Genomic DNA, 25,796 nt, shown 5'->3' with positions numbered 1-25,796 from the left:
TTCAAACGCCCGGCATCACACATTCCACCCGGTTCCGTCCTGCCACCTTGGCCATGTACAACGCCTTGTCAACTCTGCTGATAATGGTTGCAATCGTATCCTTTTTCTCAAATACCGTAACCCCAAAGCTGGCTGTTTTTTTGCCCACGCCTTCAACTTCATGATTCCGGACGCGTTTCCTCAGGGACTGGGCTAATGTCACCACCCCATGCAGATCTGACTCCGGACAAATAATTAAAAACTCTTCTCCGCCCCAACGCCCGGGAACATCCGCATCACGCACCCCATGCCTAAGCTGTTCGGCAAACAATCGAAGGACTTGGTCTCCAACCTGATGGCCATGGGTATCATTAACCACTTTGAAATGATCGATATCCACCATGATCAAACCAAGAGAGTTACCATACCGGTTAGAGCGGATTAATTCAGCCGTGAGCACTTCGTCAAGTTTAGCCCGGTTGACCAAGCCTGTGAGCTGGTCAAAAGTGGCCAGGCGCTCCAGCTCCCTATTTTTTTGTTCCAGCTCCCGGGTTCTTTCCTGTACCTTGGCCTCAAGCTCTTGATTAAGTTTTATTAACTGACGGTTTTTATTTTCAAGGCGGGCCTCTTGATCATAAGCGGTCAGGGCACTTTGGATGGTTAAAATCATGTCATCATTGCTCCATGGCTTTTCAAGAAAACGGTAAAGCTGGGCCTTATTGATGGCTTGCCGAATACCATCAATATCACTTTGACCGGTGAGCAAAATCTTTTTAACCTTAGGCAGTTTGCTGTGAATGTTAACCAGCAGTTCATCGCCCTTGATGCCGGGCATAATATAATCGGAAATCACCACCTGTAGGTCAATGCCGTCATCTATAAACTCTTCAATGACTTCCATGGCCTCTTCGGCACTGTGTGCAACTTCAATCACGGCAACGTCTTTTAACGATTTATAAAATAAAGACCGAAGGCTTTCAGTGACAATGGGTTCATCATCCACACATAAAATAGCAATCTCTGTGGTCGTATCAGCCATAGTTAATCCTTATTTCGTGGAAGTAAAACGGTAAAGGTTGTTCCTTTCCCCACTTCAGACTCCAAGTCTATTTGACCGTCATGTTTTTTGATGATTTTAGCCACAATGTCAAGGCCTAATCCACTGCCCTCGCCTCTTTTCTTGGTGGTGAAAAAGGGTTGGAAAATCTTTCTTTTGTTCTCTTCCGGGATGCCGCAGCCGGTATCTGCAACGCAAATTTGCACATGGTTTTCCAAACTTTTTACCCGGATGGTCAGGATGCCTTTATAATCCATGGCCTGCAGGGCATTATATACCAGATTTGTCCAGACCTGACTAAGTTCATCCGGATATCCGAGTATGGGTTCAACCGTATCATACTCCCGGACAAGTTCGGTGCTTTGTTTGATCTGATTGTGGTAAATGGTCAACACAGTTTCAATGCTGTCAATAATATCGGTCTCTATCTTTTCATTGGTATCACTCTGGCGGATATACGATTTCAGAGCATAAACAATTTTGCTGACCCGGTCCACAGCCTGGTTAATATTTGTGGTGTTACTGGTAATGGAATGAAGACTGTAAGCGGTCTCAAGGATAAATTCAGATTCCGGATGAAGTAATAGCGGCTTGAACATTTCCCATTGGTCATGCACATTCATCTGCACCAGAAAAAATGCCATTTGCCGGCCACCTTCAATGCCGGCCCCACTCAAAGTGTCATTAAGTGATCGAATCAATTTACGTTCCTCCCGGCTGGTTCTTAACACAGCCTTGTGGGGGGACTGGTTTAACAGGGCGAAAAAAAGCGGCAGATGCTGATCTGTCAACGTTTTGATTAGATCCGGTATGTCTTTTTGTAATTTTTCATGAAAAGCTAAAATATTGCTCCCTGAGGACTTAATGGCTCCCATGGGGGTATTGATCTCATGGGCAATACCGGCAATAAGTTGACCTAAAGCCGCCATCTTCTCGGATTGCATCAATTCTTCTTCGGCCCGTTCACGTTCATGGATCTGAGCCTCAAGCTGTGCTGTTCTTTTTTTGACCATCTCCTCAAGCTGATCCCGGTGCAAGGATAATTCAACCTGGGCCGCTTTTCGCTCAATAACCTCCTGCTTTAAACGCGCATTGGCAAGTTCGGTATTTTTTTTTGCATCCTCCACGACCGACAGGTATTGCTGGATGCTGTCTGCCATCTCATTAAAAGAAGAGGTCAGTTGACCTATCTCATCATTGGATGTTTCTTCAAGGCGAAAATCCATGTCCCTTTTCTGGAAATTATTGATGCCCCAAATCATCTTGGTGATTTTTCCGGTCAGGGCTGCAGCCATCCACAGGGCAATGAAAATGACCAATACGATCATGATACCTGTGGATAAAGTCATTTTAATGGCGGTGTCATGAAGACTGCTGCGAAGATAAGCCTGATTGTGTTCTTTTTGCGCAATAAGGTTTGTTTCAAAATCTTTTCGGGTGGACTTGATTATGGCCGCAGTATGCACCGCAGGTTTATGAAATTCATCCACATTGGCCCCAATGGTGACATATCCAAACCCCCTGGGGTGATCACCGTAGTGGCCGGTGTAATAAGGAATGGCCGCCGCAGTGGTCAATTTCCACAGCTTGCTCCAGAAAATAAGAAATGATCCGGAGCCCCCATGCTGGGTTAAGGTATGCCAACCCGTGCACTGGGGGGCGAAATTAAGAAACCGCCCATCCAGACCCAAAAATCCTTGCTGTGTCAGGTCTTTGGCAGGTTTTTTCTTTAAAGACTGGGCATCAAACCAGGGAACCTGTGTTTCAAATTCCGACATGGAACAATTGCATGAAAGCCACTTGTCATAAAGCGATTCTTCCAGCCATGGAACGGTTTGTTGACCGGTTTCAGAATCATATCCCACAATAAAATAATCCCTGGGATGGGAAATATTTCGCCCTTTATAATCCCACATGAACGCATAATTGCCGGACCCGGCATCGGATGTAATACAATACCGGTCATTGGTGGGGATAACATGATCGGTAAACTCCATGATATGGATATGGTCCAGGGCCAAGGTGACAAACCCTGTTATTCTACCTTTGATAACAACCGCAGTGGCCCATCGCACCAGGCCATTAAAACGAATACCTAAAGGGTTTTCAAGTCCTGCATATCCGGATTTTTCCGGTTCAAATGCAATACCCGCTTTTTCGGCCCGGGCTTTGCTGTAGACGCCGCCGGGTAAAAAGCCTTTCACATAGGCCCCAATGACATCGGAGACATAAATCTGACCGGGTTTAAGTTTTTTCAAGGATTCAAAATACGTTTCTGCCTTACAAAATGTGTTTTCCTTTTTTGACACATCCAATAGCGTCTCAGGTAAAAGGCGGGTGTTGGAAACCTTAAATTTTTCCATGCCCGACAAATCCACATATGTCATTTCAAGATACAGGGGGCGATACTCAATCACGCCTGTGGCTTCCGGCGGACGGTAATGAAACTGGTTCCGGTTATCTTCGATCCTAGCCGTCACTTCTTTGTACTGCACAGGGGCCGGGTCCGCAGAGACCCATTTAGTCCCGTCTTCATTCATTTTCCATTTGCCGTCATCCATGACCACCTTGCGGGTTCGCCCGGATAAAAATGTCTGAAATGCCTTTTTCCCCGGTGTAAGTTGGGCGGCCAACCGGATATCCACATCACGATCGTATAAAAAATCGGCCACCTGCCGTGCCGTATCTGTGGTCAGTCGTTCAATAGCTTGCCGCGAGCGGTCATCCAACGCCTCAATGGAGTTGTTTGTCGCCATATCCGCAATACCGCCGACAAGCTTATTGGTATCCTGGGCCACCTGTTCGGTCTGTTTTTTCAATGTATCTGCCAGATCTGAAATAACATGCCAGGAAAACCAGGCTAACGCCACCAGAGGAAGAACTTTTATCAAAACAAAAATAGCAATGAGCTTGGTGCGAATACTAAACGAGCGCCGCGGCATAACGTCTCCTGTCAATAGCTTGGGAATATGCGAATCAGTTGTGAGAAATTAATTAATTAGTATATATTAGAATAAACGCCAAAATCAATCCTTAAGAGAGGGCATCCAATGAATATGGTTGAAGTCAAAGACGTCAGCAAAACCTATAAACAAGGCAATGGGCTGATTCATGCCCTGGACCATATATCCCTTTGTGTTGAAAAGGGGGAGTTTTGTGCGCTTGCAGGACCATCAGGTTCGGGGAAAACCACACTGCTGAATATAATGGGCGGACTGGACAACCCGAATCATGGAGAAATTATTCTGGACGGCGAAACACTCACCGGACTGTCCCAGTCAAAACTTGCTGAGATGCGCCTGAACAAAATCGGCTTTGTATTCCAGGCCTACAATATCATCCCGGTGCTGTCGGCCCGGGAAAACGTGGAATATGTGATGCTCATGCAGGGGGTACCTGCAAAGGAAAGAAGGCAGCGGGCCAGGGCTGTCCTGGATGATGTGGGCCTTTCGGGCATGCACGACCGACGGCCGGCCGAACTGTCCGGGGGCCAGCAGCAGCGGGTGGCTGTGGCAAGAGCCCTTGTATCCAACCCGGCCATAATCCTTGCGGACGAACCTACGGCCAACCTGGATTCCCAGACCGGACAGGGCCTTTTGGAAATGATGGCCCGGATGAATGAACAGCGAAAGGTCACCTTTATCTTCTCGACCCATGACCAAATGGTAATGGGTTTTTCCCGAAGAATCATCCGTCTCAAGGACGGAAGTGTGGTTGATGATCATACCAAGTAAAAGAAAAGCCATTCAACGCAACCTAACGGTTCTAAAAATCACGGACGTGGCCTTGTTTTGCGTTCTGTTCTGGTTGGTTCCTATCTTTTTAGGATATGCACAAGAGGAAACGTCTCTTCCGGAAATGGAATGGGACGGTCATCTGAAGCTTTACAGCCGAATCCTTTTTCCAAAATCAAATTCCGCTTACCAGGCAGTGGGCCTGTCCCCCAATTATGACGGGTATGGGGAGCTGCGCTTGAACAACAAAACCTTTTTTGGCGACACCTTGTATATGGAGGTCAACTATGAAGCGTTAGCCGGAGGCGGCGGCACCCGCGAGGACGGCGAAAAACTTAAAGCCCGCTACCCGGCCCTCTTTCCCAACGGCCTGTCCGGCCCCATCAGGGACGACCACCGTTTTTTTGATCTGACCGCGACCCTGCACCAGGGGCAACGTTCAGTCATATACCATCGCCTGGACAGGGCATTTTTCTCCTTTTCGCCATCTTGGGGGGAAATCCGCATCGGACGCCAGGCCGTGACCTGGGGGCATGGATTTACCTTTAACCCCATGGATCTTTTCAATCCTTTCGCCCCCACAGATCTTGAGCGCGATTATAAAACCGGTGATGACCTTATTCTGGTTCATTTTCCGGTAAAAGGGGTGGATGTGGATATGATTTATGCAGCCCACAGGGACCCGGAAACTGATAAGGCAGGCATGGATCAGTCATCTTTGGGTGTAAAACTTCACGCCAACCTTAACAGGGTGGATACAGATATCATGGTGGCCCGGCACTATAAAGACATGGTTACCGGCATCGGCACAGCCGGCACCTTAGGAGATGCTGCCTTCCGTCTGGATCTCACCGGCACATTCCTTGATCAAAAAAGCCGGGGACGCTCTTTTTACATCTCCGGTGTGGCCAACATAGATTATTCCTGGGTATGGTTCAACAGGAACTGGTACGGATATATTGAACTGTATTACAACGGGCTTTCCGACAATGATTACACTCAAGAACTGATGGACCCGGCTGTATCTGACCGCCTGGACAGGGGCGAACTGTTTGCTTTGGGCCGGTGGTATGCCAGCGCCAATGTCAATCTGGAAATCCATCCCCTGGTCAATTTGTACATCACCCCCATCATCAACCTCCATGACGACTCAGGCATGTTATTGCCCCGGATTGTTTACGATTTTTCCGACAATATCCGCATCACCCTGACAGCTCTTTTAAATTGGGGGGCCACCGGCACCGAATACGGCGGGTATGTCATCCCGGACACAGGCTTTACCCTGGCACCCGCAGACACAATTTCAGCATGGATCACCTGGTACTTCTAAACCGGCCAGAGATCTTGAATTGCCTTTTCCCACAATATACACCCGTGAACACTAAGATGAGGTTACTCGCCATTATTGGATACGCCATGGATAAGGGTATTTGTCTCGGATACAGATAAAAGCTTCCCAGAAATGGTTCGCGTGATGCATCCTGGCTGCCTCATTCACGCATGATGAACTCGACCATCTGTCCAGCATAGGGTTTGAGCGCCGGCAACACCCGCCATAAGTCCTCATTAATTAGACAAGGAATGTGGATTTCAGGAAAAAACTCCCATAGTTCTACGTCTATACGTGACCATTGCACTTCGAATTCCTGCCAGTTTCTATTTCGGTCCCACATGTTACGTACAAGCTCGTATTTTTGCCAGAGCGGGTCCCACACCTTTCCGAGCTTTGTCTTGTTGTCCTCGTTAGTGAGTTCAATGAAGGTGCGCGTCAATTCTTTAGTCTCAGCGCCGCTAAAAGTTAACTTTTGGGGAGTTCCGCCTTCACGCATAAGCTTGAAGTCATTCTTGACGTCGTTAAGCGTGTCATTGATCTTCTTCAAGAGGGCTGAGCCTGACTCAGCGCTAAAGGGAGCTGGATCATCTCCTAACTCTTTCAGAAAATTTAGCACAGCTTTGCTTTGGAGAGTACTGTCTTTGCGTCGAGCGTCGTATATCTGATAGCCGGAAAGTGGTTCGGAAAACTCCTTGGGCTCCTCTTCGAGTCGTACGGGATAGATAGGCTTACCTAACGCCCAAGCGGCTCCGATCTCATATCGAACCCAGTCGCGAGCAAGCGATTTCTTGCTGCAGAGCACAACGAACGCGTCAGCACGCCTGAGATTTTCCTTTATGTCTCTTACCCACTTGGCGCCAGGTTTGAGATGATGTTCAGCCATGAAAAACCGACACCTGTTTGAGAGGTGACTCAGCTGTTCGTTTGTAATCCTTTCAGCTGCCTCAAAGTCCTCGGTGTGATGGCTCACAAACACAAACTTCATGCTGAGACTCCTTCGTGATTCTAAGATTCTAAGTAGCTTCGGACTTAAGCCGTATTCTGTGGTACGCGAACAAGTAATTCTGTAGTTTTTTTCTGTTAAAGCCAGCAGTTGTAATTGTTATCCCGTTAGGAAAATGGCAAACAGGATACTTTTCAATAGCAGTCAAGCAACCGGATGTAAATAGAAAGCTTGAAGGAAACTGTAATGGGAAACAAGACCGTGCAATGGTATTGATCCGGACTATTTGGGACTCAGAGCCCCTTACTAATAACAAATCAAGTACACATGTCTCCCGTGAAGGCATTTCCTGAGCGTTTTTAAAAAAGTGGCAATTCTTTATCCCGGATAATCCTCATTTATTCATCAATTCAAGGCAACAATGCTCCCAATAACACATGCCCAAAACGCGCAGCAGAAGGCCGCGCATAATAGCCACACTTTGCCTCTGTAGCTAATTGGGAATCTTTTTACCTGACCTTGTCTGTTAAGCAGATTTTTTTCTTCTTTAGTGATTGTAACCATCTTTAAAAAACTCGCACACATAATAACGGCCTCTTGATGTCAACGCAGGATTTGGTGAATAATTCCTCCTAAGGGTCAACTGAAGACTTGACCCCTTTTCCGAGCATGACTACAAGATCTTGTTACCTCAAGACCTCTTCATATTCCCAAATCCTTAAACAAATTTCTAATTTTAGACTTTCGCATTACAACTAAACACTAAATAGACAGCAAAAAATAAGCCTGCGTTGTTGTTACGCCTTAAATAAATTGAACGAAATGAGTTTCCATTTGATAGATTTCAAGTTGTTTTATGAGAAAGTCTCTGTAATTTCCTAACTTTCGTTGTGGGCTGAGACACTGTGAAAAATCAAGTCACCACATGGCTGATAGATTGTTTATAGAAATTATTAATCATTTTTTTTGCCGTAACTATCATTACGATTCATGGAAGTGTGAAAAAAACTACATATATCAGGAAGTTATTTCAATAATCACTCAATAAAATTTTTATAATTACTGAATTTTCTATTCTTATTCAAATAAGAAACTATACAAAAGGACATAATTATTTAACATTCCAGACGTATAAGGAAAGTCAAACCATGTTTAGGAGGAGACGGTTTATGAAAAAGACCATGGATAGAAGACAGTTTTTGAAATACAGCGGTGCAGGGCTGGCAGGTCTTGGTCTGTCCACCCTTAATGTGCCATTTTTCCGTATAGGTAAAGCCTCTGCGGCCATTTCCAGCAATGCCTGGTGTTTTGGCGTAATGTCCGACACCCAGTGGAAACCCGACAATGAAGCGACCGGAGGAGAAAACACCTGCGCCACCGGCATCATTGATGTCCTGAACCAGCAGTTCATTGAGCATAACTGCAAGTTTGTCATTCAGGTTGGGGATTTGGTGGACAAGGACAGATATACTGATTCCAGCGACGGTTCCCACAACCTGGCAACTCATGCGGCACACCGTGAAGTCCTTTACGACGCGGGCATTGGATTTTATCCCTTGCGCGGTAACCATGAATCCAGCCAAGAGGCAGCAAATGAATTTGTATCACTTTGGCCCCAAACCCAGGGTGGAGGAGACAATGTAAACGGTGCCACCAATTTCGTTCAGTCCGACATTGAAGCGCTCAAGGGCTTGAGCTACTCTTTTGACTATGAAAATGTTCGTTGTGTCATGATTGACCAGTTCGTTCGGAAGGATGGCAGCAACTACGACGGCACTTCAAGCTACAACAATAACATGGTAGACCAGGTGGCGTGGGTGGATGCCATGGTCAGTTCAAGGCCTGATGACTACCACGCATTTGTGCTGGCGCACAAAAATCTCATCGGCGGGAACCACAAGGACAACCTGTTTGGAGAAAATCTCACCGCCAATGCCGACTCAAGGAACGAATTTATTAAAAGCCTGAATACCAACAACGCGGGCTGTTACATCAGTGGCCATGACCACATGCACCACAGGTCCCTGGTATCAGACGATGACGGATACTACAATGTGCAGCAGCTTATCACCTCCTCCAACTCCTACAAGTTTTACACCCCTAAATCGGGGGATGATGGTCGGGAAACCATGCTCCAGGAAGAATTATGGACCATCGGGTATTACATCTTTACTGTGGACGGCCCTCGGGTGACCATTGATTTTTATTCTTCAAGTACTGGTGAGGATTACGGCGACAGCGATGAGGATAAGCTGTATAGCTACAAAGAAGAACCCTTTTTCCTTAGGGAGCGTTTCGGCTATAGCCTGAACGGCACACGGTTTGAAGTGGCCCAGAGTGAAAGCTATACCAGCATTGTTGACAGTTATAACGGTACCACGGCAAAAATACTCAGCGGAACCAACAGCAACCATGAAACAGACCTTGTTGGAAACGCCCTGACCAAGACAGTGAACACGGGTTGGGCAGACGGCAGTCTGGTGGACGATGCCGCCTCCAACATTTTTACCCTGTGGGGGCTTGTTGACAACCTCAGTCTCCATGATAGAGAACTGACCGGAATGTGGCCCAACGAGGATGAAAGCCAGGTGACCGACACCTACACCCTTTCCATATCCTACAATCCCAGAAAAATGTCCAAGCTCGGGACCGGCAGTTTCTGCATTGCCGCCAGAAATGAAAATGACGAATGGGTCAATGCAGTGGAACTTAACGACGGCGGTACCAAAACATTTAAAAAAGGACCCTGGCAATCCAGTTATGGACTGGGCACCTATGGGGTGGACCCCACCACCAAAACCGTCTGGGCTGTACTTAATCATGAAGGTGATTTTGTGGCCAAACTGGTTTAATCATTACTGCGCGGCAGGCAAAGTGTCAGTTCAAGCCCCTAAGAATGAGTACCATCGGTAAATTGCACTACCTTATCTTTATCTACATCAGGATCTGAAAGATCCTCAATAATCCTAATAAATGAGGGCTTCCGTTTTCCGCCCGTCACACCCCCGTCATATACTCGCGAAATATGCCACTTATTATGTTTGGGTTTCCCTCCGTGGTTGTGACCAAATAGCAGAGCATCTACCTTAATTCCCTCATCCGCCGCATCATATAAAACATCCTTAAGCTCACCACGATCCTTTAGCCAGTGTCCAAATTTAAAAATAGGACTTTCAAAAGGGTGATGATGAAGATAGACGACCCGATAAGCACATGCTTTTACATCATTGCGCCGCAATGCATTTTCTAATTCACCCAACTGTCTCTCACCAATCTCACCATCGGCCAAACGGTGATCTGATGGGTTTAACTCATCCTCATTAGAATCTAAACCGATAAAGGCAACCTTTTCATGGGTTGTTCCATTACCGACGATCTTTACACGTGGATACTCAAAATTCGGATTATTAAAATATTGCTGTTTAAAGACAGGTACAAATTTTGGATCCGCATTAGATCCCGTTCCATAATCATGGTTTCCGGGAATAACCAAAACTTCATATTTATCACCGGTAGGCCCTGATTCCGATAGCTGCTGAATAAAACTCGCAGACAGATTCCATTGTGCCTGAACATTGGCATTATCGATCAGATCTCCTGTGATCACAATAACATAATCGGAACGAGGCGTGCAGTTCGTCATTATCCAGGTTTTAACCCTTTCAAGTGTTACTGCACATTTGATTTTATCATCTTCATACCCTAAGTGTAGGTCCGTCAAGTGAATAATTTTCTTAGGCTTTAGCATACGTCTTCCTCCAGTTCATTATATTTAATCTGATTATGATGATCTTTCTTTACAAATATATGTATATATAACCGCTGTAAAGTATTGACTTGCCGGGTTTATGATTTTTGAAAAACGTGATGAATCATCATCAGATCAATTTAATTTTTATTGCGATAACTTATCCCTTTATATTTCATGGTTTTTGCGTTTATATTGAACCGATCAACTATCTGCTCATAAGGAAATTAGCATGGTAGCAAGAACAAGCCATTCTCACCCTCTTCAGATTGCTGAAGTTCAGGCTGGAACTGACTGCGGAAAAATTGGAATTACTTTTTGTCCGGGAAAACATGATCGGTTTGCCGTAACAGGTATTTGGGCCAGAAATCTGGATATTGATTTAGATATAATAAAAGACTGGGGTGCCAGTCTCGTGCTTACGCTATTAGAAACAACGGAAATGGTAGAGCTGAAAGTTCCGGCACTGGGAGAGGAAATACAGCATTGGGGTATGACTTGGGTTCATTTACCTATTGCAGATTATTCTGTTCCTGATGATGAATTTGAGCAAAACTGGATTGTTTATGGCAAAGAAATCCGCCATCGTTTGTGTCAGGGAGAGAATATACTCATACACTGCAAAGGCGGTCTGGGAAGAGCCGGGATGATAGCTGCCCGTTTATTAGTTGAGTTAGGTACTGAGCCGGAAAAGGCCATCAGAATGGTACGCAGAGTACGATCCGGAGCCATTGAAACTTACGCTCAATTAGCATTGGTGAGACGAACGGCAGTGATTAATGAAGAGCCTTATAAATGAATTCAGAAATAGTTCCAATTGATATCAGTTGCATGGAGCGGGTTGGTGGGCAACTAGGGTCTAATCCTGCAGGGATATACAGCGATAGTGACGGGCAAAAATATTATGTAAAGACACTGGAATCTCCCATGCATGCCCGTAATGAATTTTTGGCGGCAAAGCTTTATCAGTTAGCCGGAGCTCCGGTTCTTAATTACCTTCCTAGTATAGATCCTTGCCAGATCGTAACCCGCTGGGTTGAACTTGATAAAAAACAGATCTCACGCTTTTCAGAAAGTGAACGTAGACAGGCTCAGCGTTGGTTTGCCGTTCATGCCTGGACAGCTAACTGGGATGCCGCGGGTTTTGATGGTGATAACCAGGGCGTTGTTAATGGTAAAGTGTTAACGCTGGATGTCGGTGGGGCACTTGATTTTCGTGCTCATGGAGCGCCAAAAGGAAAGGCATTTGGAACTCGTGTTGAAGAGCTGAATGTATTGCGGAATGATCAAGATAACCCCCATGCAATAAAACTATTTTCTGATATAACTCCAGAACAGCTACATTGTTCGATTCAATCTGTGACTAAAATTTCGGATGAAAAAATTAGTGATGTGATTGTTGAAAATGGCGGTAGTAAAGAGTTAGCGGATAAGATGATTGCCCGTAAAGAGGATATGAGTTTTAGATTGAAAACATTATAGAAGTTTATCCCTGTTTCAATCATATGTTTGGATTCAATTGGGTAGCTAACTTTACAACAGGCAATTGGGGTCCATATCAAACACCCGCATCATAACGGCATGATCTGCCATAATAGCCCCCTGGATCATGGCATCCACCATATCTCTGTCAGTCCACCCCAACTCTCTGAGCTTAAGGATATACGCATCCCTTGTTTTCCTCCAGGAGTTTATACGCCTGATCTCCCGGGCCGGGATTGCTTCTTTGCCGGAACAGGGCGGTGGGGGTTTGACTTTGTGAAAAACAGCGCGGCAAATCACTGTATTTCTTGTCACCAGTCATGTATGGATTAAAAATGGATATTCTGGAATCAAAACTGGTTAAGCCCCACCTGGGCAATCTGCTGCAACGGAAGCGATTAATCCGGAAACTGAAACAACTTGAAGGAAATCGCCTGATCTTGGTAACCGCCGGGGCCGGCTACGGTAAAACGACAATGGTGGCCCAGGCCCTATCGGACCCGAATACCCGGAACCGGGCCCTGGTCTGGTATCGCCTGGATCGGTTTGACCGGGATATCACCACCTTCACCAACTATCTGATCCGGGGACTTGAAAAAATTTATCCCGGCATTGGGGAAGAGCTTTCTGAAAACGGATATGACGAAAGCTTCACAAATGAGCCCGAGGCACGGCTTCTGGGGCTTGTCAAGGCACTGGAATCAAGGCCGGACAATGAACTTTTTATTGTCCTGGACGATTACCACCTTTTAGGCGCTACCGGAAAAAATGATGCTCCCGGATTCTTGAGTATTCATTCGTGCATGGAGTTTCTTCTAAAGCGACTGCCGAACCATGTCCGGTTTGTTCTCATATCGCGGACCGATCCGCCTTTAAAGTTGTCTAACCTGCGGGTACGGCAGCAGACCCTGGAAATCCACGAATCTGATTTGGTCTTTTCTCTTGATGAGACTGCCGCCCTTTTTTCCCGGGTACATCACCAGGCACCCGGTGCAGAGACGTTGTCAGCCCTTCACAACCAGACAGGCGGCTGGGCCGCCGGCCTTATCCTGTTTGGTGCAGCCCTTGAAAAACAAGGCAGCACATTGCCCTGCCCCGGCACCATGGATACCGGCATGTCCAAAGATCATATGTTTGATTTCCTGGAGGAAAACCTGTTTGAAACCCAGCCGCCTGACATGCAGCAGTTCATGGTCAGAACGGCCCTCATGGATCCCATGGACACAACCGTGTGTGACCGCATTTTAGGCCTAAAGGATTCCAAAAGCCGTTTTGACCAAATGATGGCAGCGCATCTGATGGTATTCCCCATAGACGAAACCAAAACCGTTTTTCATTACCACCACCTATTCCGTGATTTTCTTTTAAAAAAACTGTATCAAACCCATACGAAATCTAAGATCAAACAAATTCACTTAGAAATTGCAGGTCTTATGGAGGCCCGGGAAAATGCAATAGCTCTGGTCCATTACATAGAGGCCCATGCCTACGATGAGGCGGTTCGTTTTATGACGGCGTTTGAGCTGGAATTTCTGACCCAGGGGAAAATCAGATTTGTCCGGAATTGTCTTGAAAAAATTCCTAAAAGAATCATCGCAGCAAACCCCAAGCTGCTGTTCATGGAGGCCAAGCAATACTCTTATTTCGGCCGGACGGATAAATCCATTTCCTGCTTAACTGCGGCCTGCCGAATCCTTAGACAGTCCAACTCGGATGCGTATGTGGCCAAATGCCTGGTGGACTTAGGGGCCCAATATTATTACACCGGACATATCCCGGAAGCCCGAGGCCTGATGGTTCAGGTTCTGGATGAAGCCAAGGCTGACCCCGCCACCTATATCCTGGCGGTTATGTATTTGTCTTTTTTTTGTGCCGTACTCGGGGACTTACACGATGCACAGACGTATGAATCCCAGGCCAGGGCTGTTATCGAAAATTTCCCTGAATTTGAAAAATTCACCGCCATTGCGGCCATGGATATTTCAAGGACGTATATTCTTTATACCCAAGGGGATTTCGAGGAATCCCAGGACGTGAACCTGGATTTGATTTCCCGGTGCACATCGGCAGGGACGGAAGCGTTTCTTCCCCTGGCCTATTACCACGCATCTGCCGCGGATTGTTTGCTGGGAAAATATGAAACAGGATTGGCCTTTGCTGAAAAAGGGATACGGGCAGCAGAAAAAATCCATTTGCGGGACAGCCAGAATGGCTGGCTTTTTCTTTCCCGGTCTGAAAATCATCTGGGGTTGGGGCAACCGGATGCCGCCCGAACCTATGCAGACACAGCGTTTAAAATTTTCCGGCGGCCCGGAAACCGATGGGGCATGGCAAATGCTCTGGATCTTATGGCTAAAATCAGCCTGGCCGCAGATAATATTTCAGATGCCCGGTCCCAAGCCACCCGGGCCTTAAATGTTATCAAGGGGTATGGACTGCCCGTGACAGAAGCCATCATCTTGATCACCCATGCCCGGATCTTCATGGCTTTCAACGCGTTTGAAGATGCCAGGGCCTGTCTGTCCCAGGCTCGAAAACATCTGAAGCCGGCACCCTGGTATTTGTGCTCGGCCTGGCTTCTGGATGCCGGGTGCTGCCATTCCCTGGGTCAAAACGAGGCGGCCTGGCGCCATTTTCAAAAAGGACTTGCCATTGCCAGGAAAAAACAGTTTGACCGGCTTGTGCTGACAGAGGCCGGCAAGTTGGTTCAGTTCATGGCCGAATTCATGCCCGGGTCAATCTTTTCATCCTATCTTAAAGCCCTCGGTGCCCGGCCCGAACCGGTCCCGTCCCGGCAAGGGCTGCAAGTCTGGATGCTGGGCCGGTTCCGGGTATCTGTGGAAGGCCGGGAGATTGAACACAGCCAATGGCCAGGTTCCAAAGCCCTTATCTTATTTCAATACCTGGCCGTACATCAGTCCCGGGGATTTATCCCCAAAGATGTGCTCGTGGAAATGCTCTGGCCTGACCAAAACCCGGACAAAACAGGCAAACGCTTCAACACCGCTATGAGCCGGTTGCGCAAGATTCTGGAACCGGACCTGCCGCCGCGCGCTCCATCCTCATATATCCAACGCAAAAATGATCATTACGCACTTTCTCTGGGCTCCGGGGGAAGGCTGGATCTGATAAAATTCCGGACAATGGCAGAAAAAGCACTGAGAATGGAAAAAAGTTCATCCAGGGATGCCTTTGCCATTGCCAGGGAGGCAGAACGGCTTTACACCGGTCCGTTTTTAAAGAACGGACCCTACCAGGACTGGTGTATCCGGCTCCAGGATGAAACCAAAAATATTTATTGTAGACTCTGCCGCATGCTGACCGTGTTGTGCCGAGAGGCGAAGGATATGGATTCAGGCATTATTTACGCACAAAATTTTATTAAAGCAGGCCCCTTTGATGAATCCATGCACCGGGAACTGATCTGTTTTTTCCTGGCGGGCGGACAATATGGTCTTGCCCATAAAACCTTCATAGCGTGCCGGGAAAGAATGAAAGAGATGGATTGTCCTTTGAGCCCGCAGACCTTGGATTTAATGAAAAATATCCCATCGGCTTGATGTGTTTCTTACCCTGACGGATAAACACCGTTTGGTGCCGAAGTATTTTCTTTAAAGATTTTTGCCCTGATTTAGTGTCTGAACGAAAACCTGGAAATTTTGTCGAGTACAAGGCGGTCGCAAATTTTAACCGGAGGAATACATGAAGTATTTCGAGGATTAAAATTTGCGACCAACGAAGTAATCGGCAAAATTTACGGTTTTCGGTCGGGCACTATTTAGACAAAATTTAGACCGCCCTTATATAAAGATAGCCGTTTAATCCTGGTATAAATTTTTTTGAAAGGAATTATCCATGCTTGAACTGGCATTAAAGGGAAACCGGAACTATTGGATTTGGATGGGGGGACTTGTAGCGGTCATGGCGGTAGGCGGCCTGTTTTATATAGATCAACTGACCCACGGTCTTATGGTCACAGGCCAGAGCCGGGATGTATCCTGGGGATTTTATACGGCGCAGATGACTTTCCTGGTGGGGGTGGCGGCCGGCGGCATCATGCTGGTGCTTCCCTATTACCTCCATGATTACAAAACATTCGGCAAAATTACGATCCTGGGGGAATTTCTGGCGGTGGCGTCCATTGTTATGTGTCTGTCATACCTGCTTGTCCACCTGGGGCAGCCCATGCGGGCATTAAACATTTTCCTTTATCCCACACCCTGGTCCATGCTTTTCTGGGACGGGAATGTATTGTCCGGTTACCTTTTGCTCAATATCATCATTGGCTGGAAGGTACTGGAGGCTGAAAGAAACTGGGCGGCACCGCCAAAATGGACAAAACTGCTGATCTACCTTTCCATTCCCATGGCAGTGTCCATTCATACCATGACCGCATTTATCTATTGCGGTCTTCCCGGCAGGGGGTTCTGGCTGACTGCGATCCTTGCCCCGCGGTTTCTGGCATCTGCCTTTGCCTCAGGCCCTGCCCTGCTCATTCTGCTCAGCCTCGTCATCCGGCAAATCAGTGATTTTGATCCGGGTAAAAAGGCAATTCAATCCCTGGCCGTCATTGCGGCATACGCCCTGGTGGTCAACCTTTTTTTCATGGTCTGTGAGGTATTCGTGGTATTTTATTCAAATATTCCGTCCCACAAGGCCCATTTTACTTATCTGTATGCCGGGCTCTACGGCAAGACAGGCCTGGTAACCTGGATGTGGTCGTCGGTGGCGCTTATGGTAACGGCTGCATGTATCCTTTTGATGCCGATCCTAAGAAAAAATGAAATCACCCTGGCCGCTGCCTGTGCAGCGCTGTTTGCAGGCACCTGGATAGATAAGGGGATGGGAATGATTTCCGGTGGATTTGTACCCTCGCCGTTGCACCATGTCACGGAATACAGTCCAAGCCATCATGAACTAATGATTTCCGCCGGAATCACGGCCCTGGGCCTGTTCGTTTTGACCTTATTGTATAAAATAGTTATCAGTGTCAAGGTGTATAATCAAAGCGGCCGGGTCTGACAGCAACCACAACCGGGCCCGGCAGGGCCCGGTCTATAGTCTATATCAGATTCACATCAGGTCTGATCCTTAAGATTCCAGAGCGTTGAGCCGAAGAGTCAACGGCCGGTCCTCGTCTGTCTCTTGAGAAAATCCGATGGCCCCCGGATTCCTGAACCGGTCAGGACATGCACAGGCTGCCACCCAATCCTCCCGAATCGCCTTGAACACCTTAAAGGCGTTGGATTCCAGATCAACAATACTTTTTTCCATGACCAGTTCCAGGCGTCCCTTGCGTTCCTCAAGGTGCATGAGCCGGGCAATGGGGATGCCTGCCGGCTGCCACTGGTGAAAGTCTTTTTCTAAATTGATAATGGCCGCCATCTGTCCTGTGGCACCGCCTGCGATCAGGTGAAAAGCGGTAAGCCCTAAATTGTAGGCATAACAACAGTCAAAATAGGTTGGATCGGTTCCCCGGCCGTCATACCCGTAAAAATGGGTCTGGATGTTAAAATCGGCCTGGGACTTTCTAAATATATTTACAAAAACCTGCGGGATATCTTCTTCGTCATCCAGCATACCCGCTTGGACCAGGGCAAGCTTCAGGGTTTTAAGGGAAATAATATCCGGTTTGACCAGCACATATTTATCCTTGGGATTTTTAAACAATGCCGGGGCAAACAGGTCCGGATCCATGCCCGCACCCTCCATGAGGGAAACATAGTCGTCCCGAAGAATACCCACCTTGTAGCGCCCCTGCTCCCGAAGCACGTCCAGATATTCTTTCACCATGTCCATGATGATCTTCTCGGTTTTGACCTGGGAAAATTGAAAATTCCCGTGAAGATCCCGTTCCACCAAAAGCCCTTCCCTGAAAAACCCGGGCAGCTGGTTGAACAGTTCATCGTCCCGAACATTCCATATGGGAAACCGGTCCTTGTCCATCATACCCTGGGAGATTCTGCGCAGATAATCCAATTTACTGTTCAGAGAGGGAAATGCCCTGTGAAAATCCAGGTCATGGATTCTATTATAATCGGCTATGATTCTATTCAGTTTTGTGATGAACACTTGAATTTCATTGATGAATTCCAGGATGCCTTCGGGGATGATCATCAAGCCGTAATTTTTGCCGAATGCGGCCCGCCGGACAATAATGTCACAAATTACCCGGGACAGATGGCGCAGGGTAATTCCATAGGCATTATAATCAATCTGCCCGTCCCGCTCCAGGGCCTTGGACATACGCTCCTGGTCCACATAGTCTGCTAATTCCTCACCGATCAAGGCGATATTTACATGGGTTTGAAGTGCTGTCTCCAGCGTCAGATGGCTTGCCACCCGGCCCATCACCTTGCAGACATGCCAGTATTTAATATCGGAGCTGCTGTCATTGGCCAGGTTGGAAATATTTTGTGCAAAGGCCCGGGCCGCAGAATGAAATCCAAAGGAAGTGGCGCACAACACCTTGCCGTCTTCTGTTTTTACCTGGATATCGCCGTCAATGGTTTTGGGGATGCCGATAACCTTGATTCCTGACGATTTAAAATGCTGGGCCAGAAAGGCGGCATTGGTATTGGAATCATCCCCGCCAATGATCACCAATGCATCCAGGTTCAATCCCTTGCATACGGTCAGAGCCAATTCCATTTTGCTGCCCGAATCAATTTTGGTCCGCCCGGTTTTAATCATGTCAAAACCGCCCATGTTCCGGTGATAGTCCACCAGTTCTGCGGTGATCTCAATGTACCGGTTTTCAAGCAGCCCTTCAGGCCCTTTAATGAACCCGAACATCTTTGATGCACTGTTAAAACGCTTCATCTCACCAAAAAGGCCGGCAATGACATTGTGCCCCCCCGGGGCAGGACCGCCGGAAAACACCACGCCGATGTGCCGCGGCCTTGAAAATTGCGCCTTTGCATTTTCATCGGGGTCAGGATCTGTAACCACCTGCTGTACCGGGTTATTGATAATTCCGGGCAGCATACGTTCGGCCTCGGTATTTTTCAAAAAGCAGTATTCATCCAATGCCTCAAGACAGGTTTGTGATGAATTGAAAATATCTATCTTTTCAGGAGAAAACCGCTTTCTTGCCAGGGTTTCCCTGCTGTCCTCATTCATAATGTCAAGCGCCTTTGTCCGCACATCGGAGTTGATCTTGATGGTGTTGTCTTCCATTATTACTCCAGATTCATTTGTTTACTGTGCCATAACCTGATTTCGACCATTTTCTTTTGCCTTGTATACAGCCATATCCGCCCGTTCAAATAAATCCGTTGGAGACTTATCTCCTTCCTTGATGCAGGAAACGCCAATGCTGACCGTAACCCGAACAGTCTCCTCTTTATAAAGAAATTCAATTTTTTCTATGGTCTGGCGGATTTTCTCCGCAGCCGTCATTGCGCCGTCGACATCGGTCTCGGGCATAATGACGACAAACTCTTCGCCGCCATACCGGGCCAGCATATCACTTTTTCTTAATAAAGGCCGGGTCCGTTTAATAATTTCCTGCAGACATCTGTCACCAATGGCGTGCCCATAGGTATCATTGATATCTTTGAATTTATCCGCGTCAATGATCAAAAGGGAAAAAATATTATTATACCGCAGAAACCGGTCCATCTCCTCTTCAATTTTCTTATCATAGGCCCTGCGGTTTTTGGCACCGGTCAGCTGATCCTCGTTGAGTTTTTTCTCCAGCTCTTCGGAATATTTTGTAGCTGCATGCAGTTCCTGCTTGAGTTTTGCAAATCCCGAGGTAAAGGAGTTCTTGCTTTTTTTAGCCAGTTGACTGATGGCCTGGTCCACCTTCTGTTTTTTTTGCAATGCCTTTTCAATGGAAGAAAGCCCCGTGGAAATCTTTGCCCGTAAATCATCTAGGCTTTCAGCCACATCAAATGACTTTTTGATCCCGGCCATTTCATCCGTTAAAAGGGATTCAAATCCCTGATTTGAAGAAAGCAAAGAGCTTGTGTGCTCATAGGAAGAGGCCAGTCTCTTTTCAATTTCAAAAATCCTTGCCACGATATCCCGGATAAACGCATTTACCTTTTCCCGGTCCTGGCTGGTTTCTGAAATATAGTTGAAAATAAGGGAAAAAATATTTTCCCGAACCCCTTCAAAATCTATTATGTCTTCTATCCTAATCAGATTTGTGGTGATGGATTCCAATTTTCCGGTATATTTTTTATCAAGATTGGACTTCAGATGATTCACCACATCCTGGTAACTCTGCCTGATATTGTCCAGCATCTGATCTTCAGATGAATTTTTTCTAAAAGAAGCAAAAAAACCTTTCTTTTTTTTAGCAGCAACAGGGCCGACATCTTCCTGGATCATGGCGGTCTTGATCTGGCCGAAAATGTATTCAATTTTAGCCGGGGAAGCCTTTTTTCGCATGGCGGTACCCAGCTGGGTGCATGCCTTGCCCAATGCCGTTCCATCTTGGGAGAGCTCTTCTAAAATAATGGGAAAATACCTTCTGTAAAGGCTATCCAGGTTTCCATACTGCGCCTCGACCGCATCCAGTTCTTTAAGCAGACGCTCCTTCTGGGATCTTAATTTAATTATTTCAGCTTGTAATTGGTCTGGTCTATCGTCGCGTTGTCCGGCCATAATGTATCCCCAAGTTTAAACGACTTGCAGTGGTTGATTATTTTTAACCAGTGAGACAAGGAAAGTAAAGTTAATTTAACAGACCCCAAGGCTTGATTGCGTCTGCTAAAAATTGTAAAAGATGCCACATATTAACCCGAATTTTACCCGATTGGCAAATCAGGATTTAAAATCAGCAAATTAAGATAATTAATAAAGACCCAATGAGGAGACACAAGGGTGGTATTTAGCTTTTTTAAGAAGAATAAGAAAACCCCTGAGACAAAAATCGTTTCAGAAGAAAACAGGTTTGAAGCAGAGTCAAGTTCACCGGGACCTTCTTTGCAATCAGACTTAGAACCGGACTTACAGTCAAATGAATCTGAGGGGGCAAAGGGATCGAACATAGAACAGGAGCCGGCCCAGCCTGAAGAACCGGCTCTCCAGACACAGGAATCGGTTCAAGAAAAGCCTGTAACCCAAGAGAGCACAGGACTGTTCTCAAAGCTTAAATCCGGTCTGGCCAAAACCCGGACGGTTTTGAATACGGATATCACAGAACTGTTCTCCTCAGCCAAAGCCATAGATGACGATCTGTTTGATACCCTAGAAGAACATTTGGTCACATCTGACCTCGGCATTGACATCACTATGGAGATGATGGAGCGGATCAAGAAAAAAAGCCGCAATCTATCCACGGGGGATGAGCTTCGCCAGGTGCTAAAAGAGGAGTTGATCACCCTTTTCCAGGAATCAGCGCCCCCTGCCCCATCCGTATCCAAACCCCATGTCATCATGATGGTGGGTGTGAACGGAACCGGCAAAACCACCACACTCGGCAAACTTGCCATGAAATATAAAGCCCAAGGCAAAAAAGTATTGATTGCAGCGGCAGATACGTTTCGGGCCGCAGCCATTGAGCAGGTTGAAATATGGGCCCAGCGCGCCGGGGCAGACATTGTCCGGCACAAAGAAGGGGCAGACCCTGCCGCAGTTGCCTACGATGCCGTTGAAGCAGCCATGGCCAGGGGCGTTGATGTGGTGCTCATTGACACGGCAGGCAGGCTGCACACCCAGAAAAATCTCATGGAAGAGTTAAAGAAAATCAAGCGTTCCGTGGATAAAAAATACAAGGGGGCCCCCCATGATGTCATGATGGTCATTGACGCCACCACCGGCCAAAATGCCTTGTCCCAAGCGGAGATTTTCCACGAGGCCGTGGGGCTTACCCAGATAAGTGTTTCCAAACTGGACGGTACGGCAAAGGGGGGGATTGTAGCGGCAGTCTCATCCACCATGAAGCTGCCCATTGCCTACATCGGTGTGGGTGAGGCCATAGAAGATCTGCAGGAATTTGATGCAAAACGATTTATTGATGCGCTGTTTGATGACTGATTGCGGGCTTTTTAGTCCTCAGCGTCCATTAGGGAAAATCTATTATAAGATTTTCCCTATTCCCCAACCTGTTGTGGTCGTACCCGTTTAGGACCGTATTTCAGGCTCTTGATAATCTTTTTATTCTTTGTTATATTTTTGCTTTAAAAAAGAACGATTCTATCTTCCTATCCTTAATTTAATACTGTAACGCCCGATTTTTCTTTTAATTAGTTCTGAAATAATCATTTCAACGGTCAGAAAGGAAGGTGTTATGAACACAAAGATCGAAGTTTACACCCCAAGACATTCCATTAAGGTTGTTACGGCCACGTCCCTGTTTGACGGCCATGACGCAGCCATCAATATCATGAGAAGAATTCTGCAGGATTCCGGTGCCGAGGTCGTCCACATCGGGCATAATCGATCTGCCGGTGAAATCGTGAATGCAGCCATACAGGAAGATGCCCAGGGCGTCGCGGTTTCCAGTTATCAGGGCGGACATATTGAGTACTTTAAATATATTGTGGATCTTTTAAAGGAAAATAATGCTTCCCATATCAAGGTCTTTGGCGGCGGCGGTGGCGTGATTATCCCCTCGGAGATAAGACAACTGCACGATTATGGGGTGGCCCGGATTTATTCCCCGGAAGACGGCAGCAAAATGGGGCTCCAGGGCATGATTAACGATATGCTGGAAAAAATGGACGAACCGCCGGTAAATCCGGACCAACTTGATCTGAAACTTTTGAATGTCCATAATCCTGCCATGACGGCCCGGTTTATCACAGCAGTACAGGAACAATCCGAATCTGCCGGGGATCGACAGGATCTGACATTATCCAAGATAAAAACGGCTGCCGCCGACATAAAAGTCCCGGTAATCGGCCTGACCGGCACCGGCGGTGCCGGCAAATCCTCTTTTGCCGACGAATTAATCACCCGGTTCCTTCATGATTTTCCGGATATTCACATTGCCGTGATCTCCTGCGACCCTTCAAGAAGAAAAACAGGGGGAGCCTTACTTGGAGACCGGATACGGATGAACGCCATTGAAAACAACCGGGTTTATATGCGATCCCTTGCCACCCGCCGGTCACAGACAGAGTTGCCGGAGGTATTGCCGGATGCCGTTAATGTGGTCAAGGCGGCGGGATTTGATATCATTATTGTGGAAACCGCCGGTATCGGACAAGGTGATTCAAGAATCGTGGATCTGGTGGACCTGTCCGTTTATATCATGACTGCGGATTTCGGGGCACCATCCCAACTGGAAAAGATCGACATGCTGGATTATGCGGATATGGTGGTACTCAATAAATACGAAAAAAAAGGTAGCGAAGATGCGCTTCGAGATATCAGAAAACAGGTCCAGCGAAACCGGAAAGCCTTTGACCAGTCACCGGACGCAATGCCGGTATTTGGCACAATTGCCTCTAAATTCAATGATGACGGGATTACCGCTTTTTATCATGGTCTGCTGAATTTGATAGAGAACAAAACACAGATCCAGTATAAATCATGCCTTCCGAAAACGGATAAAAAGGAGTCTTCTTCCAAAACTATTATCATTCCCGGTGACCGTGTACGATATCTTTCTGAAATCGCAGATACCATCCGGGGGTACCACGAAACGACCAAAATCCAGGCCAAGGCGGTTCGAAGCCGAGAGCACCTGATGTATACCCTGAAGATATTTGAAAGCAGGGATGAGCTTTCGTCCCAGGATCTACTGGCGGAACTTAAAAAAGCCGTCGATGATGCGGCCGCCGGGGTTAATTCGGAAACCGACCGGGCCATTGATGAATTCAACGACAGGAAAACCCAATATCAACAGGAGGAGCTGGTCTATCAGGTACGCGGCAGAGAATTCAGGGCCCCGCTGTTTACACAGTCCCTGTCCCATTCAAAGATCCCAAGGATTTCAATCCCGCGGTTTGATGATCCGGCAGAACAGTATAAATGGGTCAGAAAAGAAAATTTTGCAGGGTTTTTTCCGTATACCGCCGGCGTCTTTCCGTTAAAGCGGTCAGATGAAGATCCGACCCGGATGTTTGCCGGGGAGGGTGGCCCTGAAGATACCAACAAAAGGTTCAAGCTGCTGTCCGCTGAATACCCGGCCAAGCGCCTGTCCACTGCGTTTGATTCAGTGACTCTGTACGGCTTTGATCCGGATATCCGGCCGGATATCTACGGTAAAATCGGTACATCCGGGGTCAGCATCTGTACCGTGGATGATGTAAAGGTGTTATATGACGGGTTTGATCTTTGTGCGCCCAATACCTCTGTTTCCATGACCATCAACGGGCCCGCCCCCATGATCCTGGCCATGTTTTTAAATACCGCCATAGATCAGCAGACGGAAAAGTTTAAAAAAGAGCATGGGCGTGCGCCCTCAAAAGACGAAGCGGCAACAATCCGGCAGTATGCCCTGTCAAATGTACGGGGAACGGTCCAGGCAGATATCCTCAAAGAAGACCAGGGACAGAACACCTGCATCTTTTCCATTGAATTTGCCTTGAGAATGATGGGGGACATCCAGCAGTATTTTATCGATCATCAGGTCCGTAATTTTTATTCGGTGTCCATTTCAGGCTATCACATTGCCGAGGCCGGGGCTAACCCCATCACCCAGCTGGCATTGACGCTGGCCAACGGTTTCACCTATGTGGAGTATTATTTATCAAGGGGGATGGATATTGACGATTTTGCACCGTCCCTATCCTTTTTCTTTTCAAATGGAATGGACCCGGAATATACCGTCATCGGCCGGGTCGCCAGGCGGATATGGGCACTTGCCATGAAGTATAAATACAAAGCAAGCGAAAAATCCCAGAAACTGAAGTATCATATCCAGACATCGGGGAGATCCCTGCACAGTCAGGAAATTCAATTCAATGATATCCGTACCACCCTCCAGGGGCTGTGCGCCATATACGATAATTGCAACAGTCTGCACACCAATGCGTTTGACGAGGCCATCACGACCCCTTCTGCCGAATCGGTAAGAAGAGCCCTAGCCATTCAACTGATCGTCAACCGGGAATGGGGACTTGCCAAAAATGAAAATCCGCTGCAGGGCAGTTTTATCGTGGACGAACTGACAGATCTTGTTGAGGAGGCCGTCCTTTCGGAGTTTGACCGCATCACCCAGCGGGGCGGAGTGATGGGAGCCATGGAAACCGGGTATCAGCGGGGAAAAATCCAGGAAGAATCCATCTATTACGAATATCTTAAACATAGCGGAAAATATCCGATTATCGGGGTCAACACATTTACTGATCCGGATGCCGACTATGAAGAGACGGCCGACCACCTGGAATTGTCCAGGTCCACAACAGCGCAGAAAGATTCCCAGCTGAATCGATTAAACGCTTTTAAAGAGAGGCATAAAAAAGAGGTTAAAGAAGCTGTTGGGGATTTAAAGCAAACGGCCTTAGGTTCGGGTAATATGTTTGAACAGCTGATGAAGGCCGTCCGTGTCTGCAGCCTGGGAACCATGACAAACGCCTTATATGAAGTAGGTGGGAAATACAGACGGAATATGTAGA

At 47.2% G+C, this 25,796-nt stretch carries 16 protein-coding genes; 9 read left to right on the top strand and 7 right to left on the bottom strand.

What is annotated here, in order from left to right:
• Position 1 precedes the first annotated feature (1 nt).
• Together B147_RS0112555 and B147_RS0112550 are read right to left on the bottom strand one after the other, a co-directional pair.
• Complete coding sequence (locus B147_RS0112555) at positions 2-1,018, bottom strand: GGDEF domain-containing response regulator (protein WP_020587550.1); 1,017 nt, start codon at positions 1,016-1,018, stop codon at positions 2-4.
• 2 nt (positions 1,019-1,020) lie between these two features.
• Entirely contained in the window at positions 1,021-3,978 is a 2,958-nt protein-coding gene (locus B147_RS0112550) for an ATP-binding protein (RefSeq protein WP_020587549.1), read from the bottom strand.
• A 108-nt stretch (positions 3,979-4,086) separates the two neighbouring features.
• Between B147_RS0112550 and B147_RS0112545 the strand changes: the two genes are divergently transcribed.
• Both B147_RS0112545 and B147_RS0112540 read left to right on the top strand, forming a co-directional pair.
• Positions 4,087-4,770 carry an ABC transporter ATP-binding protein gene (locus B147_RS0112545; RefSeq protein WP_020587548.1) on the top strand — a complete coding sequence of 228 codons (684 nt, stop codon included), beginning with the start codon at positions 4,087-4,089 and terminating at the stop codon, positions 4,768-4,770.
• Positions 4,754-6,100 carry a hypothetical protein gene (locus tag B147_RS0112540; RefSeq protein WP_020587547.1) on the top strand — a complete coding sequence of 449 codons (1,347 nt, stop codon included), beginning with the start codon at positions 4,754-4,756 and terminating at the stop codon, positions 6,098-6,100. Before B147_RS0112545 ends, B147_RS0112540 begins: the two co-directional genes overlap by 17 nt.
• A gap of 160 nt (positions 6,101-6,260) precedes the next feature.
• On the opposite strand, the gene B147_RS0112535 is transcribed toward B147_RS0112540, so the two are convergent.
• Entirely contained in the window at positions 6,261-7,088 is an 828-nt protein-coding gene (locus tag B147_RS0112535; RefSeq protein WP_020587546.1) for a toll/interleukin-1 receptor domain-containing protein, read from the bottom strand.
• Positions 7,089-8,215: 1,127 nt separating this feature from the next.
• Between B147_RS0112535 and B147_RS0112530 the strand changes: the two genes are divergently transcribed.
• Complete coding sequence (locus B147_RS0112530; protein ID WP_020587545.1) at positions 8,216-9,898, top strand: metallophosphoesterase family protein; 1,683 nt, start codon at positions 8,216-8,218, stop codon at positions 9,896-9,898.
• 38 nt (positions 9,899-9,936) lie between these two features.
• Here B147_RS0112530 and B147_RS0112525 read toward each other — a convergent pair whose 3' ends face one another.
• Positions 9,937-10,794, bottom strand: coding sequence for a metallophosphoesterase family protein (locus B147_RS0112525; RefSeq protein WP_020587544.1), 858 nt, complete (start codon positions 10,792-10,794; stop codon positions 9,937-9,939).
• A 232-nt stretch (positions 10,795-11,026) separates the two neighbouring features.
• On the opposite strand from B147_RS0112525, the gene B147_RS0112520 reads away from it, so the two are divergent.
• Together B147_RS0112520 and B147_RS0112515 are read left to right on the top strand one after the other, a co-directional pair.
• Complete coding sequence (locus B147_RS0112520; RefSeq protein WP_020587543.1) at positions 11,027-11,593, top strand: cyclin-dependent kinase inhibitor 3 family protein; 567 nt, start codon at positions 11,027-11,029, stop codon at positions 11,591-11,593.
• Positions 11,590-12,276: a hypothetical protein gene (locus B147_RS0112515; RefSeq protein ID WP_020587542.1), complete on the top strand. Its 687-nt coding sequence runs from the start codon at positions 11,590-11,592 to the stop codon at positions 12,274-12,276. The genes B147_RS0112520 and B147_RS0112515 overlap by 4 nt, the downstream gene beginning before the upstream one ends.
• 51 nt (positions 12,277-12,327) lie before the next feature.
• Here B147_RS0112515 and B147_RS0112510 read toward each other — a convergent pair whose 3' ends face one another.
• Complete coding sequence (locus tag B147_RS0112510; protein ID WP_020587541.1) at positions 12,328-12,576, bottom strand: hypothetical protein; 249 nt, start codon at positions 12,574-12,576, stop codon at positions 12,328-12,330.
• A 35-nt stretch (positions 12,577-12,611) separates the two neighbouring features.
• On the opposite strand from B147_RS0112510, the gene B147_RS0112505 reads away from it, so the two are divergent.
• Positions 12,612-15,836: an AfsR/SARP family transcriptional regulator gene (locus tag B147_RS0112505; RefSeq protein WP_020587540.1), complete on the top strand. Its 3,225-nt coding sequence runs from the start codon at positions 12,612-12,614 to the stop codon at positions 15,834-15,836.
• Between the two features lie 295 nt (positions 15,837-16,131).
• Positions 16,132-17,298 (top strand): sulfate reduction electron transfer complex DsrMKJOP subunit DsrP, encoded by a 1,167-nt coding sequence (dsrP, locus tag B147_RS0112500; protein ID WP_020587539.1) that lies wholly within the window; start codon positions 16,132-16,134, stop codon positions 17,296-17,298.
• Positions 17,299-17,367: 69 nt separating this feature from the next.
• Here dsrP and B147_RS0112495 read toward each other — a convergent pair whose 3' ends face one another.
• Positions 17,368-19,455, bottom strand: a complete 2,088-nt coding sequence (locus tag B147_RS0112495) for a 6-phosphofructokinase (RefSeq protein ID WP_020587538.1) — start codon at positions 19,453-19,455, stop codon at positions 17,368-17,370.
• A gap of 21 nt (positions 19,456-19,476) precedes the next feature.
• On the bottom strand, positions 19,477-20,892 hold the full coding sequence (locus B147_RS0112490; protein ID WP_020587537.1) for a diguanylate cyclase: 1,416 nt from the start codon (positions 20,890-20,892) through the stop codon (positions 19,477-19,479).
• A gap of 219 nt (positions 20,893-21,111) precedes the next feature.
• Between B147_RS0112490 and ftsY the strand changes: the two genes are divergently transcribed.
• Positions 21,112-22,266 carry a signal recognition particle-docking protein FtsY gene (gene ftsY / locus B147_RS0112485; protein WP_020587536.1) on the top strand — a complete coding sequence of 385 codons (1,155 nt, stop codon included), beginning with the start codon at positions 21,112-21,114 and terminating at the stop codon, positions 22,264-22,266.
• Between the two features lie 253 nt (positions 22,267-22,519).
• Complete coding sequence (gene icmF / locus B147_RS0112480) at positions 22,520-25,795, top strand: fused isobutyryl-CoA mutase/GTPase IcmF (protein WP_020587535.1); 3,276 nt, start codon at positions 22,520-22,522, stop codon at positions 25,793-25,795.
• Position 25,796 lies beyond the last annotated feature (1 nt).

This window comes from Desulfobacter curvatus DSM 3379, assembly GCF_000373985.1.
GTDB lineage: Bacteria > Desulfobacterota > Desulfobacteria > Desulfobacterales > Desulfobacteraceae > Desulfobacter > Desulfobacter curvatus.
Note: the sequence above shows the minus strand (reverse complement) of the source record. Positions and strands in the feature narration are given on the sequence as shown.